The sequence below is a fragment of the Bradyrhizobium sp. CCBAU 45384 genome (assembly GCF_028128665.1).
Lineage (GTDB): Bacteria > Pseudomonadota > Alphaproteobacteria > Rhizobiales > Xanthobacteraceae > Bradyrhizobium > Bradyrhizobium manausense.
This window is the reverse complement of the sequence record NZ_LBIZ01000119.1, coordinates 105,033-120,418: the sequence shown is the minus strand read 5'-3', so window position 1 is coordinate 120,418 and position 15,386 is coordinate 105,033. Positions and strand designations below refer to the sequence as shown.

12 protein-coding genes are annotated in these 15,386 nt (G+C 65.3%); 7 read left to right on the top strand and 5 right to left on the bottom strand.

Annotated elements, in window-relative coordinates:
• Window positions 1-19: 19 nt before the first annotated feature.
• The 3 genes from XH80_RS37045 to XH80_RS37035 all read left to right on the top strand — a co-directional run bounded on the left by XH80_RS37045 (window position 20) and on the right by XH80_RS37035 (window position 3,271).
• Window positions 20-1,207, top strand: a complete 1,188-nt coding sequence (locus XH80_RS37045; RefSeq protein WP_271602888.1) for a pyridoxal phosphate-dependent aminotransferase — start codon at window positions 20-22, stop codon at window positions 1,205-1,207.
• Window positions 1,208-1,295: 88 nt separating this feature from the next.
• Window positions 1,296-1,853: a biotin transporter BioY gene (locus XH80_RS37040; RefSeq protein ID WP_271603318.1), complete on the top strand. Its 558-nt coding sequence runs from the start codon at window positions 1,296-1,298 to the stop codon at window positions 1,851-1,853.
• A gap of 83 nt (window positions 1,854-1,936) precedes the next feature.
• Complete coding sequence (locus XH80_RS37035; protein WP_271602887.1) at window positions 1,937-3,271, top strand: dicarboxylate/amino acid:cation symporter; 1,335 nt, start codon at window positions 1,937-1,939, stop codon at window positions 3,269-3,271.
• Window positions 3,272-3,297: 26 nt separating this feature from the next.
• On the opposite strand, the gene XH80_RS37030 is transcribed toward XH80_RS37035, so the two are convergent.
• Window positions 3,298-4,176, bottom strand: coding sequence for an SDR family oxidoreductase (locus tag XH80_RS37030; protein ID WP_271602886.1), 879 nt, complete (start codon window positions 4,174-4,176; stop codon window positions 3,298-3,300).
• Between the two features lie 89 nt (window positions 4,177-4,265).
• Here XH80_RS37030 and XH80_RS37025 point away from each other — a divergent pair, with 89 nt between their 5' ends.
• On the top strand, window positions 4,266-5,102 hold the full coding sequence (locus XH80_RS37025) for a helix-turn-helix transcriptional regulator (RefSeq protein ID WP_271602885.1): 837 nt from the start codon (window positions 4,266-4,268) through the stop codon (window positions 5,100-5,102).
• Here XH80_RS37025 and XH80_RS37020 read toward each other — a convergent pair.
• From XH80_RS37020 to XH80_RS37010, 3 genes are read right to left on the bottom strand one after another with little or no spacing between them, the layout of a single operon-like run.
• Window positions 5,099-6,331 (bottom strand): NAD(P)/FAD-dependent oxidoreductase, encoded by a 1,233-nt coding sequence (locus tag XH80_RS37020; protein WP_271602884.1) that lies wholly within the window; start codon window positions 6,329-6,331, stop codon window positions 5,099-5,101. The two genes, XH80_RS37025 and XH80_RS37020, sit on opposite strands and share 4 nt — an antisense overlap.
• A 14-nt stretch (window positions 6,332-6,345) precedes the next feature.
• The gene (locus XH80_RS37015) at window positions 6,346-7,560 is read right to left on the bottom strand and encodes an MFS transporter (protein WP_057744918.1); all 1,215 of its coding nucleotides are present in this window, start codon (window positions 7,558-7,560) and stop codon (window positions 6,346-6,348) included.
• A 59-nt stretch (window positions 7,561-7,619) separates the two neighbouring features.
• Window positions 7,620-9,116, bottom strand: coding sequence for an amidase (locus tag XH80_RS37010; RefSeq protein WP_271602883.1), 1,497 nt, complete (start codon window positions 9,114-9,116; stop codon window positions 7,620-7,622).
• Between the two features lie 209 nt (window positions 9,117-9,325).
• Here XH80_RS37010 and XH80_RS37005 point away from each other — a divergent pair, with 209 nt between their 5' ends.
• Entirely contained in the window at window positions 9,326-10,006 is a 681-nt protein-coding gene (locus XH80_RS37005) for a helix-turn-helix domain-containing protein (RefSeq protein WP_057744921.1), read from the top strand.
• 71 nt (window positions 10,007-10,077) lie between these two features.
• Here XH80_RS37005 and XH80_RS37000 read toward each other — a convergent pair whose 3' ends face one another.
• Window positions 10,078-12,393, bottom strand: a complete 2,316-nt coding sequence (locus tag XH80_RS37000; protein WP_271602882.1) for an Rne/Rng family ribonuclease — start codon at window positions 12,391-12,393, stop codon at window positions 10,078-10,080.
• Between XH80_RS37000 and XH80_RS36995 the strand changes: the two genes are divergently transcribed.
• Window positions 12,328-13,305 (top strand): hypothetical protein, encoded by a 978-nt coding sequence (locus tag XH80_RS36995; protein WP_271602881.1) that lies wholly within the window; start codon window positions 12,328-12,330, stop codon window positions 13,303-13,305. The genes XH80_RS37000 and XH80_RS36995 overlap by 66 nt on opposite strands.
• 613 nt (window positions 13,306-13,918) lie before the next feature.
• Window positions 13,919-15,217, top strand: a complete 1,299-nt coding sequence (locus XH80_RS36990; protein ID WP_271602880.1) for an N-acetylmuramoyl-L-alanine amidase — start codon at window positions 13,919-13,921, stop codon at window positions 15,215-15,217.
• Window positions 15,218-15,386: the final 169 nt, after the last annotated feature.

Here is a 15,386-nt window from a genome sequence, read left to right as displayed (position 1 = left end):
AGCGAAATAGCAGAAATCAATGCACGATGCGACACTAAGGAACCGGGTGGGGCAGTGGCTCGAGCCCTCCCGCCGCAGCGATGTTCCCCCGTTCATGGTGATGGACGTGATGGCGGCAGCGGCCCGCATGGAGGCCGCTGGCGGCCATGTCATTCACATGGAGGTCGGCCAGCCCGCGGCAGGTGCGCCGAAGACGGCGATTGCGGCTGCTCAGGCGGCGCTTGCGACGGCGCGGATCGATTACACCTCGGCGCTCGGCATTCCCAGCCTGCGTGAGCGCATTGCGCGGCATTATCGCGACGCCTATGGCTGCACCGTCAGTCCGGACAGGATCGTGGTGACCACGGGCTCCTCCGGTGGTTTCATCCTGGCTTTCCTGTCGATGTTCGAGCCCGGCGATCGCGTCGCCGTCACGGTGCCTGGCTATCCGCCGTATCGTCACATCCTCACCGCGCTCGGCTGCGAGCCGGTGTTGATCGAGACCACCCATGACACCCGCCACGCGCTCACCGGCGAGGCGCTGCTCGCCGCCCATCGCAAGGCGCCGCTGAAGGGCGTGCTGGTCGGCAGCCCCGCCAATCCAACGGGAACGATGATGTCCCGAGAGGCGCTCGCCGGCCTGATTGCAGCCGCGGAAGATGCCGGCATTCGCTTCATCTCCGACGAGATCTATCACGGGCTCGATTATGCGTTTCCCGCCGTGACGGCGGCCGCGCTGTCCGACCATGCGCTCGTGATCAACTCGTTCTCGAAGTATTTTTGCATGACGGGCTGGCGCGTCGGCTGGATGGTCGTGCCTGATATTCTGGTGCGTCCGATCGAGCGGCTGCAGCAGAATCTCTCGATCTCGGTGCCCTCGCTCTCGCAGATCGCGGCGGAGGCCGCCTTCGACGGCGCCGTCGAGATGGAGGAGATCAAGCATGGCTATCAGGAAAACCGGCGCATCCTGATCGAGGGATTGCCCAGGGCGGGCTTGGCGAAGTTCCTGCCGGCGGATGGCGCGTTCTACCTCTATGCCGACGTCTCGGATTTCACCTCCGACAGTTTGGAGTTCGCCAAGCAGATGCTGGAGAAGGCCCATGTTGCGGCCACGCCCGGCGTCGATTTCGATCCGATTCATGGCCGTTCGTTCATTCGATTCTCTTATGCGCGCTCGCTTCAAGAGATGCAGGAGGCAGTTGACCGGATCGCTCACTGGCTTAAATAGCCGCCAGTTTTTGCTACTGCCGGAGTGCATCTTGTCTGACCGAACCGTCCAGTCCGCCGTCCCGTCGCGTTCTCCTCTTGCCGCCGTGATGTGGCCGACCCGACCGGGCGAAGCCGTCGGGCACTTGCGTGCTGTGGTGCTTGTTGCGCTCGGCTCCGCGCTGATGGCGCTGTCGGCCAAAGTCAATTTGCCGCTGCCTTACGTGCCCATGACACTGCAGACGCTGGTCGTGTTGATGATCGGCGCGGCTTATGGCTGGCGCCTTGGCAGCGCAACCATGATCGCCTACCTCGCCGAGGGCGCGATGGGGCTGCCGGTGTTCGCCGGCCCCGTCGGTGGAATTGCACCGCTGGTCGGCCCGACCGCCGGCTATCTCTTCGGCTTCGTGGCCGCTGCCTTCATCACCGGCTGGCTCGCCGAGCGCGGCTGGGATCGCAACGTCGTATTGCTGTTTGCGGCCATGGCCGCCGGTCATGTCGTCATTTTCATCGCCGGCTTCGGCTGGTTGGCCTACGGAATCGGCGTTGGTGCGGACAAGGCCTGGGCGGTCGGCGTCGCGCCGTTCATCGCGGCTTCGGTCATCAAGAACGCGCTCGGGGCTGCGCTGCTGCCGGCGGTGCGCCGGATCGTCGACCACCGCTGCTAGAGCTTACCACGGCGAACGGTTCCAATTGACAGGGCCGGCCAAGTTGATCTTGGCTGGCTCAGAGTTTCGAGGGGGAGGTAACAATGACAACGACAACGATGGCTGGCGCGCCGGCTGCACCTGCTACCGCCAAGCCGTGGTATAAAATTCTCTATGTCCAGGTGCTAATCGCGATCGTGCTTGGCGCGATCGTCGGCTGGTTGTGGCCGACGGTTGCCACCAACGACTGGATCAAGGCGCTCGGCGACGGCTTCATCAAGCTGATCAAGATGGTGATCGCCCCGATCATCTTCTGCACCGTGGTGTCAGGCATTGCCCACATCCAGGACGCCAAGAAGGTCGGCCGCATCGGTGTCAAGGCGCTGGTCTATTTCGAGGTGGTCTCGACATTCGCGCTGATCATCGGCCTGATCATCGGCAATGTCGTGAAGCCGGGCGCAGGCTTCGGCAGTGCGGCAGCCAATGCGAATGCCGTTGCCAACTTTGCCAAGCAGGCCGAAGCGCAGAAGTCGGTCGACTTCATCCTGCATATCATTCCCGACACCGTGGTCGGCGCCTTCGCGCAAGGCGAGATCCTGCAAGTGCTGCTGTTCTCGGTACTGTTCGGCTTCGCCATCATGGGCCTCGGCGAGCGCGGCCATGTGATCCGCAGCTTCATCGACGATGCCGCGCACGCGGTGTTCGGCGTCATCTCCATCGTGATGCGCGCGGCGCCGCTCGGCGCCTTCGGCGCGATGGCCTACACCATCGGCAAGTTCGGCACCGGCGCGATCCTCAACCTGATGGGCCTGATTGCGACGTTCTACCTGACCGCCGCGCTGTTCGTGTTCGTCGTGCTCGGCATCATCGCGCGGATCGCGGTTTTCTCGATCTTCAAGTTCCTGGCCTACATCAAGGACGAACTGTTGATCGTGCTCGGCACCTCGTCCTCCGAAAGCGCGCTGCCGTCCTTGATGGAGAAGCTGGAGCGGCTCGGCTGCTCGAAGTCGGTGGTCGGCCTCGTGGTGCCCACGGGCTATTCGTTCAATCTCGACGGCACCAACATCTACATGACGCTGGCGACGCTGTTCATCGCGCAGGCGCTCGGCTACGACCTCACCTTCAGCCAGCAGCTCACGATCCTGGTCGTGGCGATGCTGACCTCGAAGGGCGCGTCCGGCATCACCGGCGCGGGCTTTATCACGCTGGCGGCGACGCTTGCGGTGGTCGATCCGCGCCTCGTGCCGGGCATGGCGATCGTGCTCGGCATCGACAAGTTCATGAGCGAGTGCCGTGCGCTGACCAATCTCTGCGGCAACGGCGTCGCCTGCGTGATCGTCGCCTGGTGGGAGGGCGAGCTCGATCGCGACAAGCTCAACGCGCGGCTGAGCCAGCAGATCGATCCGACCGACATGGAAACCGCCGTCACGACGGACTGATCAGGATCTAACGGCGCGTTGCGCCGTTAGACCTTGAAGTAATAGGGCTGGTCGAGATCCTCGATCAGCCCTTTTTCTTTGGGCTGCCAGCCGAGCAGGGCGCGCGTCTTGGCGCTGGACGTCGGCACATCGGCACCGGCGAATTGTGCGAACCAGCCGAAATGCTCGGTCGCTTCGTCCAGCGATTTCGAGACCACGGGCAGGCCCAGCCTTTTGCCGATCACCTCCGTAATCGTCTTGAACGGGATGCCTTCCTCGGCGATGGCGTGATAGCGCGGTGCCGTTGCGCCTTGCTCGAGTGCGAGGCGATAGACGCGAGCGGCATCGCAGCGGTGCCCGGCCGGCCAACGGTTCATGCCATCGCCAATATACGCCGCCACGCCTTTCTGGCGCGCGAGGTTGATCAGGATCGGCACGAAGCCATGGTCGCCCTCGCCATGGGTCGTCGGCGGCAGTCGAACCACCGCGGCGCGGACACCTTCCAGCGACAGCGCGGTGGATTCCGATACCCGCGGAAAGCGGTGCGCGGCCTCGTCGTCTTCCGTTGCAAGCCGCCCCGGCGCCAGCAGAGCCACGCCCGACGTGACGATGAGCGGACGGTCGGAGCCCTTGAGCTCCTCGCCGAGGGCGAGGATGGCGCGGCGGTCCAGCTCGCAATTGTCCAGAAACTTCGAGAAGTCGTGGTTGAAGCCGAGGTGCAGGACTCCGTCGGAAGAGGCCGCGCCGCTGCGCAAGGAGGCGTGGTCCTCCAGCGAGCCGCGATGGACTTTGGCGCCCATCGCGGTGAGGGCGGCCGCGCCGGCGTCGGACCTCGCAAGGCCCGTGACGCTGTGGCCGGCGGCGATCAGGTCCGCAACGACGGCGGAGCCGACGAAGCCGGTGGCGCCAGTGACGAATACACGCATGAGCAGGTCTCCAGTTGGTTGGAGCCAGCATCTGCGCTAGGATTATCCCGGTAAAGTAGTGACGTTATCAGGGTATAATAGCTAACAGGATGAGCGAGACGACCAGCGACAACCTGCTCGGGACCTACCTGAAGGACCGCCGTGTCAGGCTCGATGCGGCGGCGTTCGGCTTCAGCGGCCCTCGCAGGCGCACGCCCGGGCTCCGCCGCGAGGAGGTGGCGCAGCGCGCCAATATCAGCCCGACCTGGTACACCTGGCTGGAGCAGGGCCGGGGCGGCGCGCCGTCGGCCGACGTGCTCGACCGCATCGCGCGTGCGCTGATGCTGACCGACGTCGAGCGCGAGCACTTGTTTCTGATCGGGCTGGGCCGTCCGCCAGAGGTGCGCTACCGGGCGAGCGAAGGCGTCTCGCCACGGCTTCAGCGCGTGCTCGATGCGCTGGAGACGAGCCCCGCCATCATCAGGACAGTGACCTGGGACGTCGTCGCCTGGAATCGGGCGGCCACGATCGTGCTGACCGACTATTCAAAGCTGCTGCCCGAACAGCGCAACATCCTGCGCCTGATCTTCTGCGAGCCGCGGGTTCGCGCCGCCCAATATGATTGGGAGAGCGTGGCCCGTTTCGTAGTCGCAGCGTTTCGTGCCGACGTGGCGCGCGCCGGCGCGGTCTCGCATGTCGCTGACTTCGTCGATGAGATGTGCCGTCTCAGCCCGGACTTCGCCAAGCTGTGGGCCGACAATGACGTCCGCTCCTATAGCGAGGGCGTCAAGCATCTGCGCCATCCGGTGCTCGGCCAGATGGCGTTCGAATATTCGGCCTTCGCGGTCGACGGCCGGCCCGATCTCGGCATGGTCGTCTACAACCCGGCGACGCCGGACGATGCCCAGCGCATCAGGAAAGTGCTCGTCGCGCGATCTGACGGCTAGAACCGCTCCGGACGGTATGGTGTCGGATCAATCGACGGCGTTTCGCCGTTCATCATCTCCGCGAGCAGGCGACCGGTGGCGGGTCCCAGCGTAAAGCCCTGGTGGCCGTGGCCAAAATTCATCCAGAGGCCGCCGTGGCGCGGGGCGCGCCCGAGCACCGGCACCATGTCAGGCGTGCAGGGGCGGGTGCCGAACCACGGCTCGGGCTCGGCGCGCTTGCCGAGATCGATCAGTTCGCGCGCGGAGGCTTCGGCACTGGCGAGCTGCACCGGCGTCGCCAGTGCATCAGGGCCCGTCAGCTCCGCGCCTGTGGTAATGCGGATGCCCTTGGCCATCGGACCCATGGCGTAGCCCTGGCCCTTGTCGACCAGCGGCAGATCGAGCGTGGCGCCGCCGGTGTAGTGCATGTGATAGCCGCGCTTGCGCACCAGCGGAATCCGGTAGCCGAATTTGTGCAAGAGATCCGGCGACCACGGCCCCAGTGTCACGACGGCGTTGGCGGCATCGATGCGGCCGTTGTCGGTGTTCACCGACCATCCGGTTGCGGTCTGTTGCAGCGACTGCGCATCGCCGAGCACGATCTGACCGCCAAGGCGCTCGAACAGCTCGGCATAGGCCGTCACGAGTGCGCCGGGATCGGACACGGTCCAGGTATCGAGCCAGTGGATCGCGCCGGGAAGATCGTTGCGCAGGATCGGCTCGGCTTTTGTCAACTCACTGCCCGACAGCACGCGGAAATTCACGCCGAACTCGCGGCGGTCTGCTTCCGCCTCCTTGATCGAGTGGTCGAGCGCCGCGGCATCGCGAAACACCGCGCGATAGCCGGCGCGGCGGATCAGATTGTCGGCGTGGGCCTCGCGGATCAGGACGTCGTGCTCGGGCGTCGCATAAGCGATCAGGCGCGCCCAGGCCGCGATCGCTTCGCGATGGCGCTTCGGCGCCGAATGCCACCAATAACGCAACAGCGGCTCGACGTGACGATGCAGCGAGGAAAAACTGTAGCGCACGTCGTTGGTGCGGCCGGTCGCGATGTTCAGCAGCGAAGAGAGGTCGCGCGGCATCGGATAGGGCCGCACCGCTTCGGCCTGGATCATGCCGGCATTGCCGTAGCTGGTCTCGCGGCCGGGCTCCCGGCGGTCGACCAGTGTCACCGTCCAGCCGCGCTGGCGCAGATGCACGGCGGCGCCGACCCCCACCATGCCGCCGCCGAGAATGATTGCGCTTCGCATCTGCAGAACTCCCGTCAGGCCGGCTTCGGCGCCAACTTCGGCTGCGCCGTGTTGATGGTCGCGGCGACGACGACCGACATCGCCGTCATCGTCACCAGGAAGCCGAAGGCCGCGTCGAATGATCCTGACCCCGTCACGATGAACCCCATGATGGCGGGTGCAACGAAGCCCGCGCTCTGGCCGCCCAGGTTGACCATGCCGATGCCCGATCCGATCTGGTCGTCACGCAGCAGCTTGGTCGGCAGCGCAATCACGGAGGCCAGGACGAAGGATTTGAAGAAGTAGACCACCGATTGATAGACGATCAAGGCGGTGATCGTCTCCGCCTTGTACATGGCGTAGAGGAAGATGCCCGTTAACGCGGAACTGCCGATCAAGAGATATTTTTCGCGCTCGGCAAAGAAGGTGGTCATCACCCAGCCGCCGATTGCGGTTGCAAATGTCGCCATCACGAACGGGATCGGCGCCACCACGCCGACGGTCTTGAGGTCGAGCCCGCGCTGCTGCAGCAGATAGAGCGGCATCCAGGAATCCAGGCCCTTGTTGACGCAGCTCAGGCCGAACCACACCACCATGAGCTGCCACAGCAGCGGATTCTTCATCAGCTCGCGCATCGGCGCGCGGGGCTTTGCCGTCACCGGTCCGACGCCGATACGCGCCAGATGCGGAACAAAGACGAAGTAGATCACCGCGAAGACGATGCCGGCGATGCCGATCGTATTGAAGGCGTGGCGCCAGCCCAGCCAGACGATCAGCGGCGCCATGATCAGCGGTGCGATCATGCTGCCGGCATAATTCGAAGACAGCAGCAGCGACGACATTTTGGGCCGGCTGTCCTTCTTGAAGAGCTCCGCGATGGCGCGAATGCTTGCCGGCGGAAAGCCGCCTTCGGCGATGCCGAAGATGAAGCGGATCGCGATCAGCGAGGTCAGCGACCAGGCAAGGCTCGTGAACGCGGTGAACAGCGACCACATCACGATGGTGACGATGACGACATATTTCGAGCCGAAGCGGTCGGAGAGCCATCCGCCGGGCACCTGCATGGCTGCATACCCCAGGAAGAATGCGCTGATGACGATGCCGAGATCGGCAGCCTGCAGATTGAAATCCTTGCCGATCTGCGCCAGCGCCAGCGAGATCGCGGCGCGGTCGATATAGGAGATGCAATAGGCGAGATAGAGCAGGACGAAGGCGACGATTCCGGTCTTTCGGTTCGACAATTCGGCCATGCTGATCTCCTCGATGCCGGCGAGCCGGCGGTCATGCCTGTTTGGTTTATGCGCCGGCTCTATTCCCAGGTGAGAAAGCCGGGCGCGGCCGACAGCGGCGGCGCGGCGGCGAGCCGTGCGAGGTCGGGCACCGGCCGGCACATTTCCGGATCGTTCGCGAACGCAGCCTCGATGCTCGCGGCGACCGAGAGGACGATGGCATCGCCACCACGCGGGCCGACGATCTGGAGGCCGAACGGCAGGCCGGCTTCATCAAGGCCGAGCGGAATGCTGATCGCGGGGTGGCCGGCAAGCGTGACGGCGTAGGCCAGCGCGAGCCAGTGGAAGTAGGATTTCGTCGGCACGCCGTCGATCTCGGCGGGATAGAGCTCCGACCAGGGCCGCGGGCTCAGCGTGATGGTCGGGCTGATCAGCACGTCGCAGGTTTCGAAGAAGCTTTGATAGGCGCGATAAATCCGTGTCTGCGTCGTGCAAGCGCGGGCGTGGTCTTCGAGCGTATAGCGGAGGCCTTCCTCGACGTTGGCGCGGACGTTGGGGCCGAGCATCTCGGGCCGCTCTTTGTAGGTCTTGCCATGGGTCGCCAGGAACAGGCCCGCGCGCAGCACGGCGAAAGCATCGTCGGCGCCGGTGCAGTCGGGTGTCGCCTCGCAGCTCTCGGCGAACAGCGGCGCGAGCTTGCTCACGCGCTGGCGGAACACGCGGCGGATCGCCTGCTCGGTCGGCGCGAATCCGAAATCCTCGGTGAAGGCAAGGCGCAGCTTGCCGAGGTCTGTTGGGCGCGGCGCCGCCCAGCGCTCGGCGCGTCCGCGCAAGGGCTCGCCGGGCAGGGTGTAGGCGAGTGGATCGCGGGGATCGTCGCTCGCCATTGCCGACAGCATCAATGCGGTGTCGGCAACGTTGCGCGCCATCGGTCCATCGGTCGACAGGTTGGACCAGCCGAAGATGCGCTTCTCGCTCGGCACCAGGCCATAGGAGGGGCGCATCCCGACGATGCCGGAGAAGCCCGCCGGATTGCGCAGGGAGCCGCCGGTGTCGGAGCCCGAGGCGAGCGGCGCCATGCCACAGGCGAGCGCGACCGCGGAGCCGCCGGAGGAGCCGGCCGCCGAGCGCATGGGATCGAAGGGATTGCCGGTCGCGCCGAATACGGGATTGCGGGTGTTGCCGCCTGCCGCCCATTCCGGCGTGTTGGTCTTGCCGAAGATGATGGCGCCGGCGGCGCGCAAGCGCGCGACCGAGCCCTGGTCAGCAGCCGGCACGTTGTCGCGGAGCAGCGGGCTGCCATAGGTCGAGCGCATCCCGGCGGTGTCTTGCGTGTCCTTGATCAGAACGGGGAGCCCGTGCAGCGGGCCTCGATCCTCACCGCACCGGATGGCGGTCTCGGCGGTCTTTGCGGCGGCGCGAGCGCCCGGCTCGTCCAGAGTGACGACGGCGTTGACAGCGGGATTGACGGCGGCGATGCGTGACAGGCAGGCGTCGAGCAGTTCGACAGGCGAGATCGCCTTGCTGGCCAGCAGGCGGCGTAACTCAACGGCGCTGGAATCGCACAGGTCGGGCAAGACCAATCCCTTTCAGATTATGAAAACGATTTAGCATATCGGAAATGAGCTCCGACGCACCAATATTCGTCAAAACCGGCCCATTCGTGCACAAATCCTGGCCGGCATGCCCAGCCGGCAACCAAGAGAGGTATCCGAGAGTGCATGGCGTCGAAAAGATTAGGCCGATCAGCCAATATTTTTTCTCGGGTCCATGGTAGAGATGCTCCATGAGCGAGATCACGACGTCAGAGGGTGCCAACTCCCAGCTCGGCCAATGTCTCAAGGCCGCCCGTCAGGCGCGCGGTCTGACGCTCAAGCAGGTAGCGGAACGGACCGGGATGGCGCTGTCGACCTTGTCGAAGGTCGAGAACGGCCTGATGTCGCTGACCTACGACAAGCTGCTCCAGCTGACCTCAGGTCTGAAGATGGAGATCGCGGAGCTGTTCAATCCCGCGGTCGCGACGCCTGCACAGGGCCGGCCGGTCACCGCGCGCCGAAGCATCAGCCGGGCCGGGCAGGGGCAATTGATCAACACGAAATTCTACACCTACACCTATCAATGCACCGACCTGATCGGCAAACGCATGGTGCCGATCGTCGCCGAGGTCCGCGCGCGCTCGTTGGACGAATTCGGGCCACTGCTGCGTCACGCCGGCGAAGAGTATTTTCTGGTGACGAGCGGGCGCGTGGCCGTCCACACCGAGTTCTACGCACCTGAGATCCTGGGCGAGGGCGACGGCATCTATCTCGACAGCACCATGGGCCACGCCTACCTCAATGCCGGCGAGGGAGCGTCTGCCAAGGGCGTCTGTCTCTGCACCAGCGAGGCGCCCGATCTCTACGACCAGCTTCGCCAGATCGCATCGCGAGATGTGGCCTCATCAGGTGATGGCGAACTGCCGCCGTAGCGGATTGGCGGGGCATGAAAACGAAAACGCCCGGCTTTTGGCCGGGCGTTTTGCATTGGGGGTGTTCGGCTTTATTGGCCGCCGCCGAAACGGCGCGACCACCAGCCGGCGCGGCGCGGGGCCGCCGGCGTCTCGGTCGCCGCTTCCGGCGCGGGTGCAGGGGCGGGCGGAGCAACCGGCTCCGGAGCTGAAGCAACCGGGGTTGCCGGCTCGCTCGGGCTGCTCGACAGGAAGCTCACCTTCTCGCGGACAGTCGACCGGCGACGTGCCGCCTTCCCGTCGCCGTCGACGACCGGCTCTTCCTCGGCCACAGCAGCAGCCGGTGCGGCCTGGACCGGCGCTTCAACCGGGGCCTGGTGGTATTGGGGCTCGGGCTGGGACGTCTCGTGCTCATCAGGGGCGATCTGCCCTGAATGCGCAATCGACGGAGCGGCCTCGCTGTCGGCGCTGTCGAAATCGGCCACAGCGTTGGTTGCTTCCGGCGGCGGATTGCCGCCGAGTTCGTCGCCGATGGATCCGGCGAGACCGTCCTCGTTGCCGCCGCGCCGACGACGTCCACCCCGACGGCCGCGCCGGCGCCGGCGCTCGCCGCTGCCCTGCTGCTCGCCACGGGCGGCCTGCTCCTCACCGTCCTCGCCGTCCTGCTCGGTGTCGCCATCCTCTTCGCCTTCGCCGGCGGCCAGGGCCGGCTCTGGAAGCGTGGCCGGACTATCTTCCCGAAGCTCGCCGTCGCGCTGACCGCCGCGACCGCGGCGACGGCGGCGGCGTTTGCGGCGCTGGCCGTCTCCTTCGGACCCGGCTTCACCGGACGCCTGCTCCTCGCTGAGACCTTCGGTCTCGTCGGTCTCGACCTCTGATTCGGTCTCGAGGTCGAAACCGTCCTCGTCGTCATAGGCCTCTTCGGGCAGGGGCGGCGGGCTTGCGGCCGCCTGTGCGGCCAGCAGCGCCTTGGCGGCTTCGAGCGTATGCACCTGCTCACCGCGGTCGATCACATAAGCCTGCGGTCCTGAGACGCTGGGATCGGCGATCACCGACAGCGTGACCTTGAAGCCGTTCTCGAGATCGCGGAGATGACCGCGCTTGTGGTTCAGCACGTAGAGCGCGACGTCGGTGCGGGTGCGGACCACGAGATTGTGGGTCGCGCCCTTCATCAGGATCTCTTCGAGGCCGCGCAGCAGCTGCAGCGCCACCGAGGACACCGAACGGACATGGCCGGTGCCGCCGCAATGCGGGCAGGGATCGGTCGAAGACTCCAGCACGCTGGCGCGGATGCGCTGACGCGACATCTCGAGCAGGCCGAAATGCGAGATGCGGCCGACCTGGATGCGCGCGCGGTCCTGCCTGAGGCAATCGGACAGCTTGCGCTCGACCGCGCGGTTGTTGCGCTTCTCGTCCATGTCGATGAAGTCGATGACGATCAGGCCGGCGAGGTCGCGCAGGCGAAGCTGGCGGGCGACCTCTTCGGCCGCTTCCAGATTGGTCTTGAGCGCGGTGTCCTCGATATGGTGCTCGCGGGTCGATCGTCCGGAGTTGACGTCGATCGAGACCAGCGCCTCGGTCTGGTTGATGACGATGTAGCCGCCCGAGCGCAACTGCACGGTCGGCGAGAACATCGCATCGAGCTGGCTCTCGACGCCCATCCGCGAGAACAGCGGCTGGCCGTCGCGATACTGTTTCACCGCACTGACATTGGCGGGCATCAGCATCTTCATGAAGTCGCGGGCTTCGCGGTAGCCGGCTTCACCGGCGACCTGAATCTCGTCGATCTCCTTGTTGTAGAGGTCGCGCAGCGAGCGCTTGATCAGCGAGCCTTCCTCGTAGACCAGCGTCGGGGCCTGCGACTTCAGCGTCAAATCGCGCACCGTCTCCCACATCCGGATCAGGTACTCGAAGTCGCGCTTGATCTCGGGCTTGGTGCGGGCGGCACCCGCGGTGCGCAGGATAATGCCCATGCCCTCGGGCACGTCGAGATCCTGCACCACTTCCTTCAGGCGCGAGCGATCCTGCGCCGAGGTGATCTTGCGGCTGATGCCGCCGCCACGGGCGGTGTTCGGCATCAACACGGCATAACGGCCGGCGAGCGACAGATAGGTCGTCAGCGCCGCACCCTTGTTGCCGCGCTCTTCCTTGACCACCTGCACCAGCATCACCTGGCGGCGCTTGATGACTTCCTGGATCTTGTACTGGCGGCGCGGACGGAAGGTGCGCTCCGGCACTTCCTCGAGCACGTCGTCACCGCCGACGGATTCAACCACTTCCTCTTCGGCTTCTTCGCCGTCCTCGTCGTCCTCTTCGTCTTCTTCGGTTTCCGCAGCCTCGCCATGCGGCGCCTCCGCCGCTTCGCCGGCGGCGTAAACGGCATCGGCCGGCTCGGTGACCGAGGTCACGACTTCCGCAAACGTTTCGCCATGGGCTTCGACGGCAGGAGCCCGCTCAGGCTCGGCAACCGTTTCGGCCGCAACCGCGGGCTCGGCGCCCACAGCCGCGACAGGCGCGGGCGTCTCGTCGGCGTGATGTTCGTGCTCGTCATGATCATGCTCGTGGTCATGACCATGATCGTCATGATCGTGCGCATGCGCGTCATCATGGGCGTGAGGATGATCGTGATGGCCGTGATCATCATGCTCATGATCGTCATGCCCGTGATCGTCGTGATCATGGTCGTGATCTTGATCCTCGTGGTGCTCGCCGTGATGCTCGGCATCAGCGTGCAGGTGCTCGCCCTCCTGCAGCGCGCCTTCGGCGTGCTCGGGCAGGGACTGACCTTCGACCGGTTGGGCGGCGGGATCGGCGCCTGCGTCGAGACCCTCGACGATGTCGCTGCGGACACGCTCGCCGTGACCGCGGCGGCGGGCATTGCGGTGCCGCGAGCGGCGGCGGCCGTGCGAACGGTTCTCGCTCTCCTCCTCGGCTTCGCGATGAGCCTGCTCTTCGGCCTCGATCAGCGCCTGCCGGTCGGCAACCGGGATCTGGTAATAGTCGGGATGGATTTCGCTGAAGGCGAGGAAGCCGTGGCGGTTGCCGCCATATTCGACGAAGGCGGCCTGGAGCGAGGGTTCGACCCTGGTGACCTTGGCGAGGTAGATATTTCCGCGCAGTTGCTTGCGTTGCGCGGTCTCGAAGTCAAACTCCTCGACGCGATTGCCGCGGACCACGACGACCCGGGTCTCTTCCGGGTGGGTGGCGTCGATCAACATCTTGTTGGGCATGTCTTAACTCTTGGCGGCGGCGGGCGCGGTTCACCGTGGGCGCGAAGAGCGCTGCCGGGTGACGCGACGGTCCACCTGATTCGGGGGTGAGGGGAAGGCCGAAACGCCGTCTCTCGCGCCTTGCCGAATCGGAAGCTTCAGAACCGAAGCGGCGCGCGGGATTTTCACTCCGCCGCGTCGCGAAAGGTCCTTCAGAATTCGTCGGCACAGTCTGGCGCATCAAGCGTCGGCCCGTATGAAACGTTGGACGGCGGGGCCGCCCCTAATCAGTTGCTGCTGGCCAGGCATGGCGCGTGCGCGCTCGCCCTGGATCAAGAACCGCCCCCTCTGGATTAAGGGAGTGGGTAACTGGCCGCGTCGCTGTCAAAACTGTTCCGGAAACAGTGTGGTAACCGGAAACCGTCCGCCGCCGGGGCTTGCCCCGTTCGCCTCGCTGCCGCGCACCGCGCTGGTCGTTGAGGGGAACAGAAAAACGCTGGAATTCCCGAACCTTGGGAGCTCCGGCGCTGCACCGGGAGGCTGAATGCGACACAACCGGAAATCATTGGCCGTCAGCATTCCGTACATACGAGGAATGGGCCATCCGTGCAAGGGAGCGTCGCACGCCGGTCACAGTCCGGGAGTTTTGCGTTTCCGTCATTAAGGACCGATTAACCCTGTGGTTCTATTGCGTTAAAGAGGGCTGCTCGGAGGCACGGATTCGGTGGCGAGCCGCACAAATCAACGGGTTTTGCTGGGATTTGCGCTTCTATGCGCCTCAGCCTTGCCATGCGCCGATTCCTCGCGCCTCAACGCGGCGGAAAGCCCCTCGCGGCCCTCTGTAGCGGCAGCAAATTTTCCTGTCGCCTCAGCTGCGCGCCTGGCCGGTGACGGCAAGCAGACTCGCTTCATTCTCGATCTCGACCAGACCGTGACCTTCCGCGCCACGACGCTCGCCGATCCCTACCGGGTGGTGGTCGATGTTCCCCAGGTCAATTTTCAGCTGGCGCCGGGCACAGGGGCCGGGCGAGGGCTGGTCAAGGCCTTCCGGTACGGGCTGGTGATGCCCGGCGGCTCCCGAATCGTGTTCGACCTGACCGGGCCGGCCAAGATCGCCAATTCCTACGTGCTCGATGCGGCCAATGGCCAGCCAGCCCGGCTGGTGCTGGAACTCGAGGAGGTCGACCGCGCCGCCTTCGTGCAAACTCCCCCGCCGGAAAATCGCTCCGAGCTGCGGCCGACGATCGCCGTCGTTCCCCCGGCAACCCTTCCCGCCGCGCCCGAACCGGCGCAGCAGAAGCCGGGTGCACCTTCGGACGGCCGCCCGGTCGTCGTGATCGATCCCGGCCATGGCGGCATCGACAACGGCACCCAGTCGAGCGGTGAGAGCGAGAAGAATCTGGTGCTGGCCTTTGGCCTCGCCTTGCGCGACCGGCTGGAAAAATCAGGCAAATACCGGGTGGTGATGACGCGAGACGACGACACCTTCATTCCGCTGAATGACCGGTCCAAGGTCGCCCGCAATCTGAATGCCGCGCTGTTCGTCTCGATCCACGCCGATGCGCTGCCGAAGGCCGAGGGCGACGCCCAGGGCGCCACCATTTACACGCTGTCGGACAAGGCCTCCGACGCCGAAGCGCAGCGCCTGGCCGATGCCGAAAACCGCGCCGACGCGATCGCCGGCTTCAACCTGGCGGAAGAGCCGACCGACGTTGCCGATATCCTGATCGACCTGACGCAGCGGGAAACCCGTACCTTTTCAAGCCGTTTTGCCCATCTGCTGATGAGCGAAATGAAGACGACCATGCGGATGCACAAGCATCCCCTGAAGTCGGCCGGCTTTCGGGTGCTGAAGGCGCCCGACGTGCCCTCGGTGCTGGTCGAGATCGGCTACGTCTCCAACAAGGGCGATCTCGAGCATCTCGTCTCCGAGGGCTGGCGGTCCAAAGCCGTCGGCTCGATGGCCCAGGCGATCGACACGTTCCTGGCCAAGCGGATGGCGACGGCGGGGGCCAGCAATTAAGAAGAGAATGCCGAGTCAGCTGTTAAGCCCTAGTTTGGCCACAGCGGGCGCCTTATAAAAACGAGGCAGGGGGTTCCGGAATCGACGAGAATCCCGTTCGGCGAGCGTCTTTCGGTCCGGCATCGATGGTATTGGGTAGGCCGGTGAATTCGCGACGTGAGGACGGCGC

Bases quoted from the DNA above. Each gene is read 5' to 3' on its own strand.
- XH80_RS37005 (WP_057744921.1), top strand. From the start codon at position 9,326: ATGAGCGAGATCACGACGTCAGAGGGTGCCAACTCCCAGCTCGGCCAA.
- XH80_RS37020 (WP_271602884.1), bottom strand. From the start codon at position 6,331: ATGCGAAGCGCAATCATTCTCGGCGGCGGCATGGTGGGGGTCGGCGCC.
- XH80_RS37045 (WP_271602888.1), top strand. From the start codon at position 20: ATGCACGATGCGACACTAAGGAACCGGGTGGGGCAGTGGCTCGAGCCC.
- XH80_RS37035 (WP_271602887.1), top strand. From the start codon at position 1,937: ATGACAACGACAACGATGGCTGGCGCGCCGGCTGCACCTGCTACCGCC.
- XH80_RS37015 (WP_057744918.1), bottom strand. From the start codon at position 7,560: ATGGCCGAATTGTCGAACCGAAAGACCGGAATCGTCGCCTTCGTCCTG.
- XH80_RS36995 (WP_271602881.1), top strand. From the start codon at position 12,328: ATGCGGCGCCTCCGCCGCTTCGCCGGCGGCGTAAACGGCATCGGCCGG.
- XH80_RS37025 (WP_271602885.1), top strand. From the start codon at position 4,266: ATGAGCGAGACGACCAGCGACAACCTGCTCGGGACCTACCTGAAGGAC.
- XH80_RS37040 (WP_271603318.1), top strand. From the start codon at position 1,296: ATGTGGCCGACCCGACCGGGCGAAGCCGTCGGGCACTTGCGTGCTGTG.
- XH80_RS37030 (WP_271602886.1), bottom strand. From the start codon at position 4,176: ATGCGTGTATTCGTCACTGGCGCCACCGGCTTCGTCGGCTCCGCCGTC.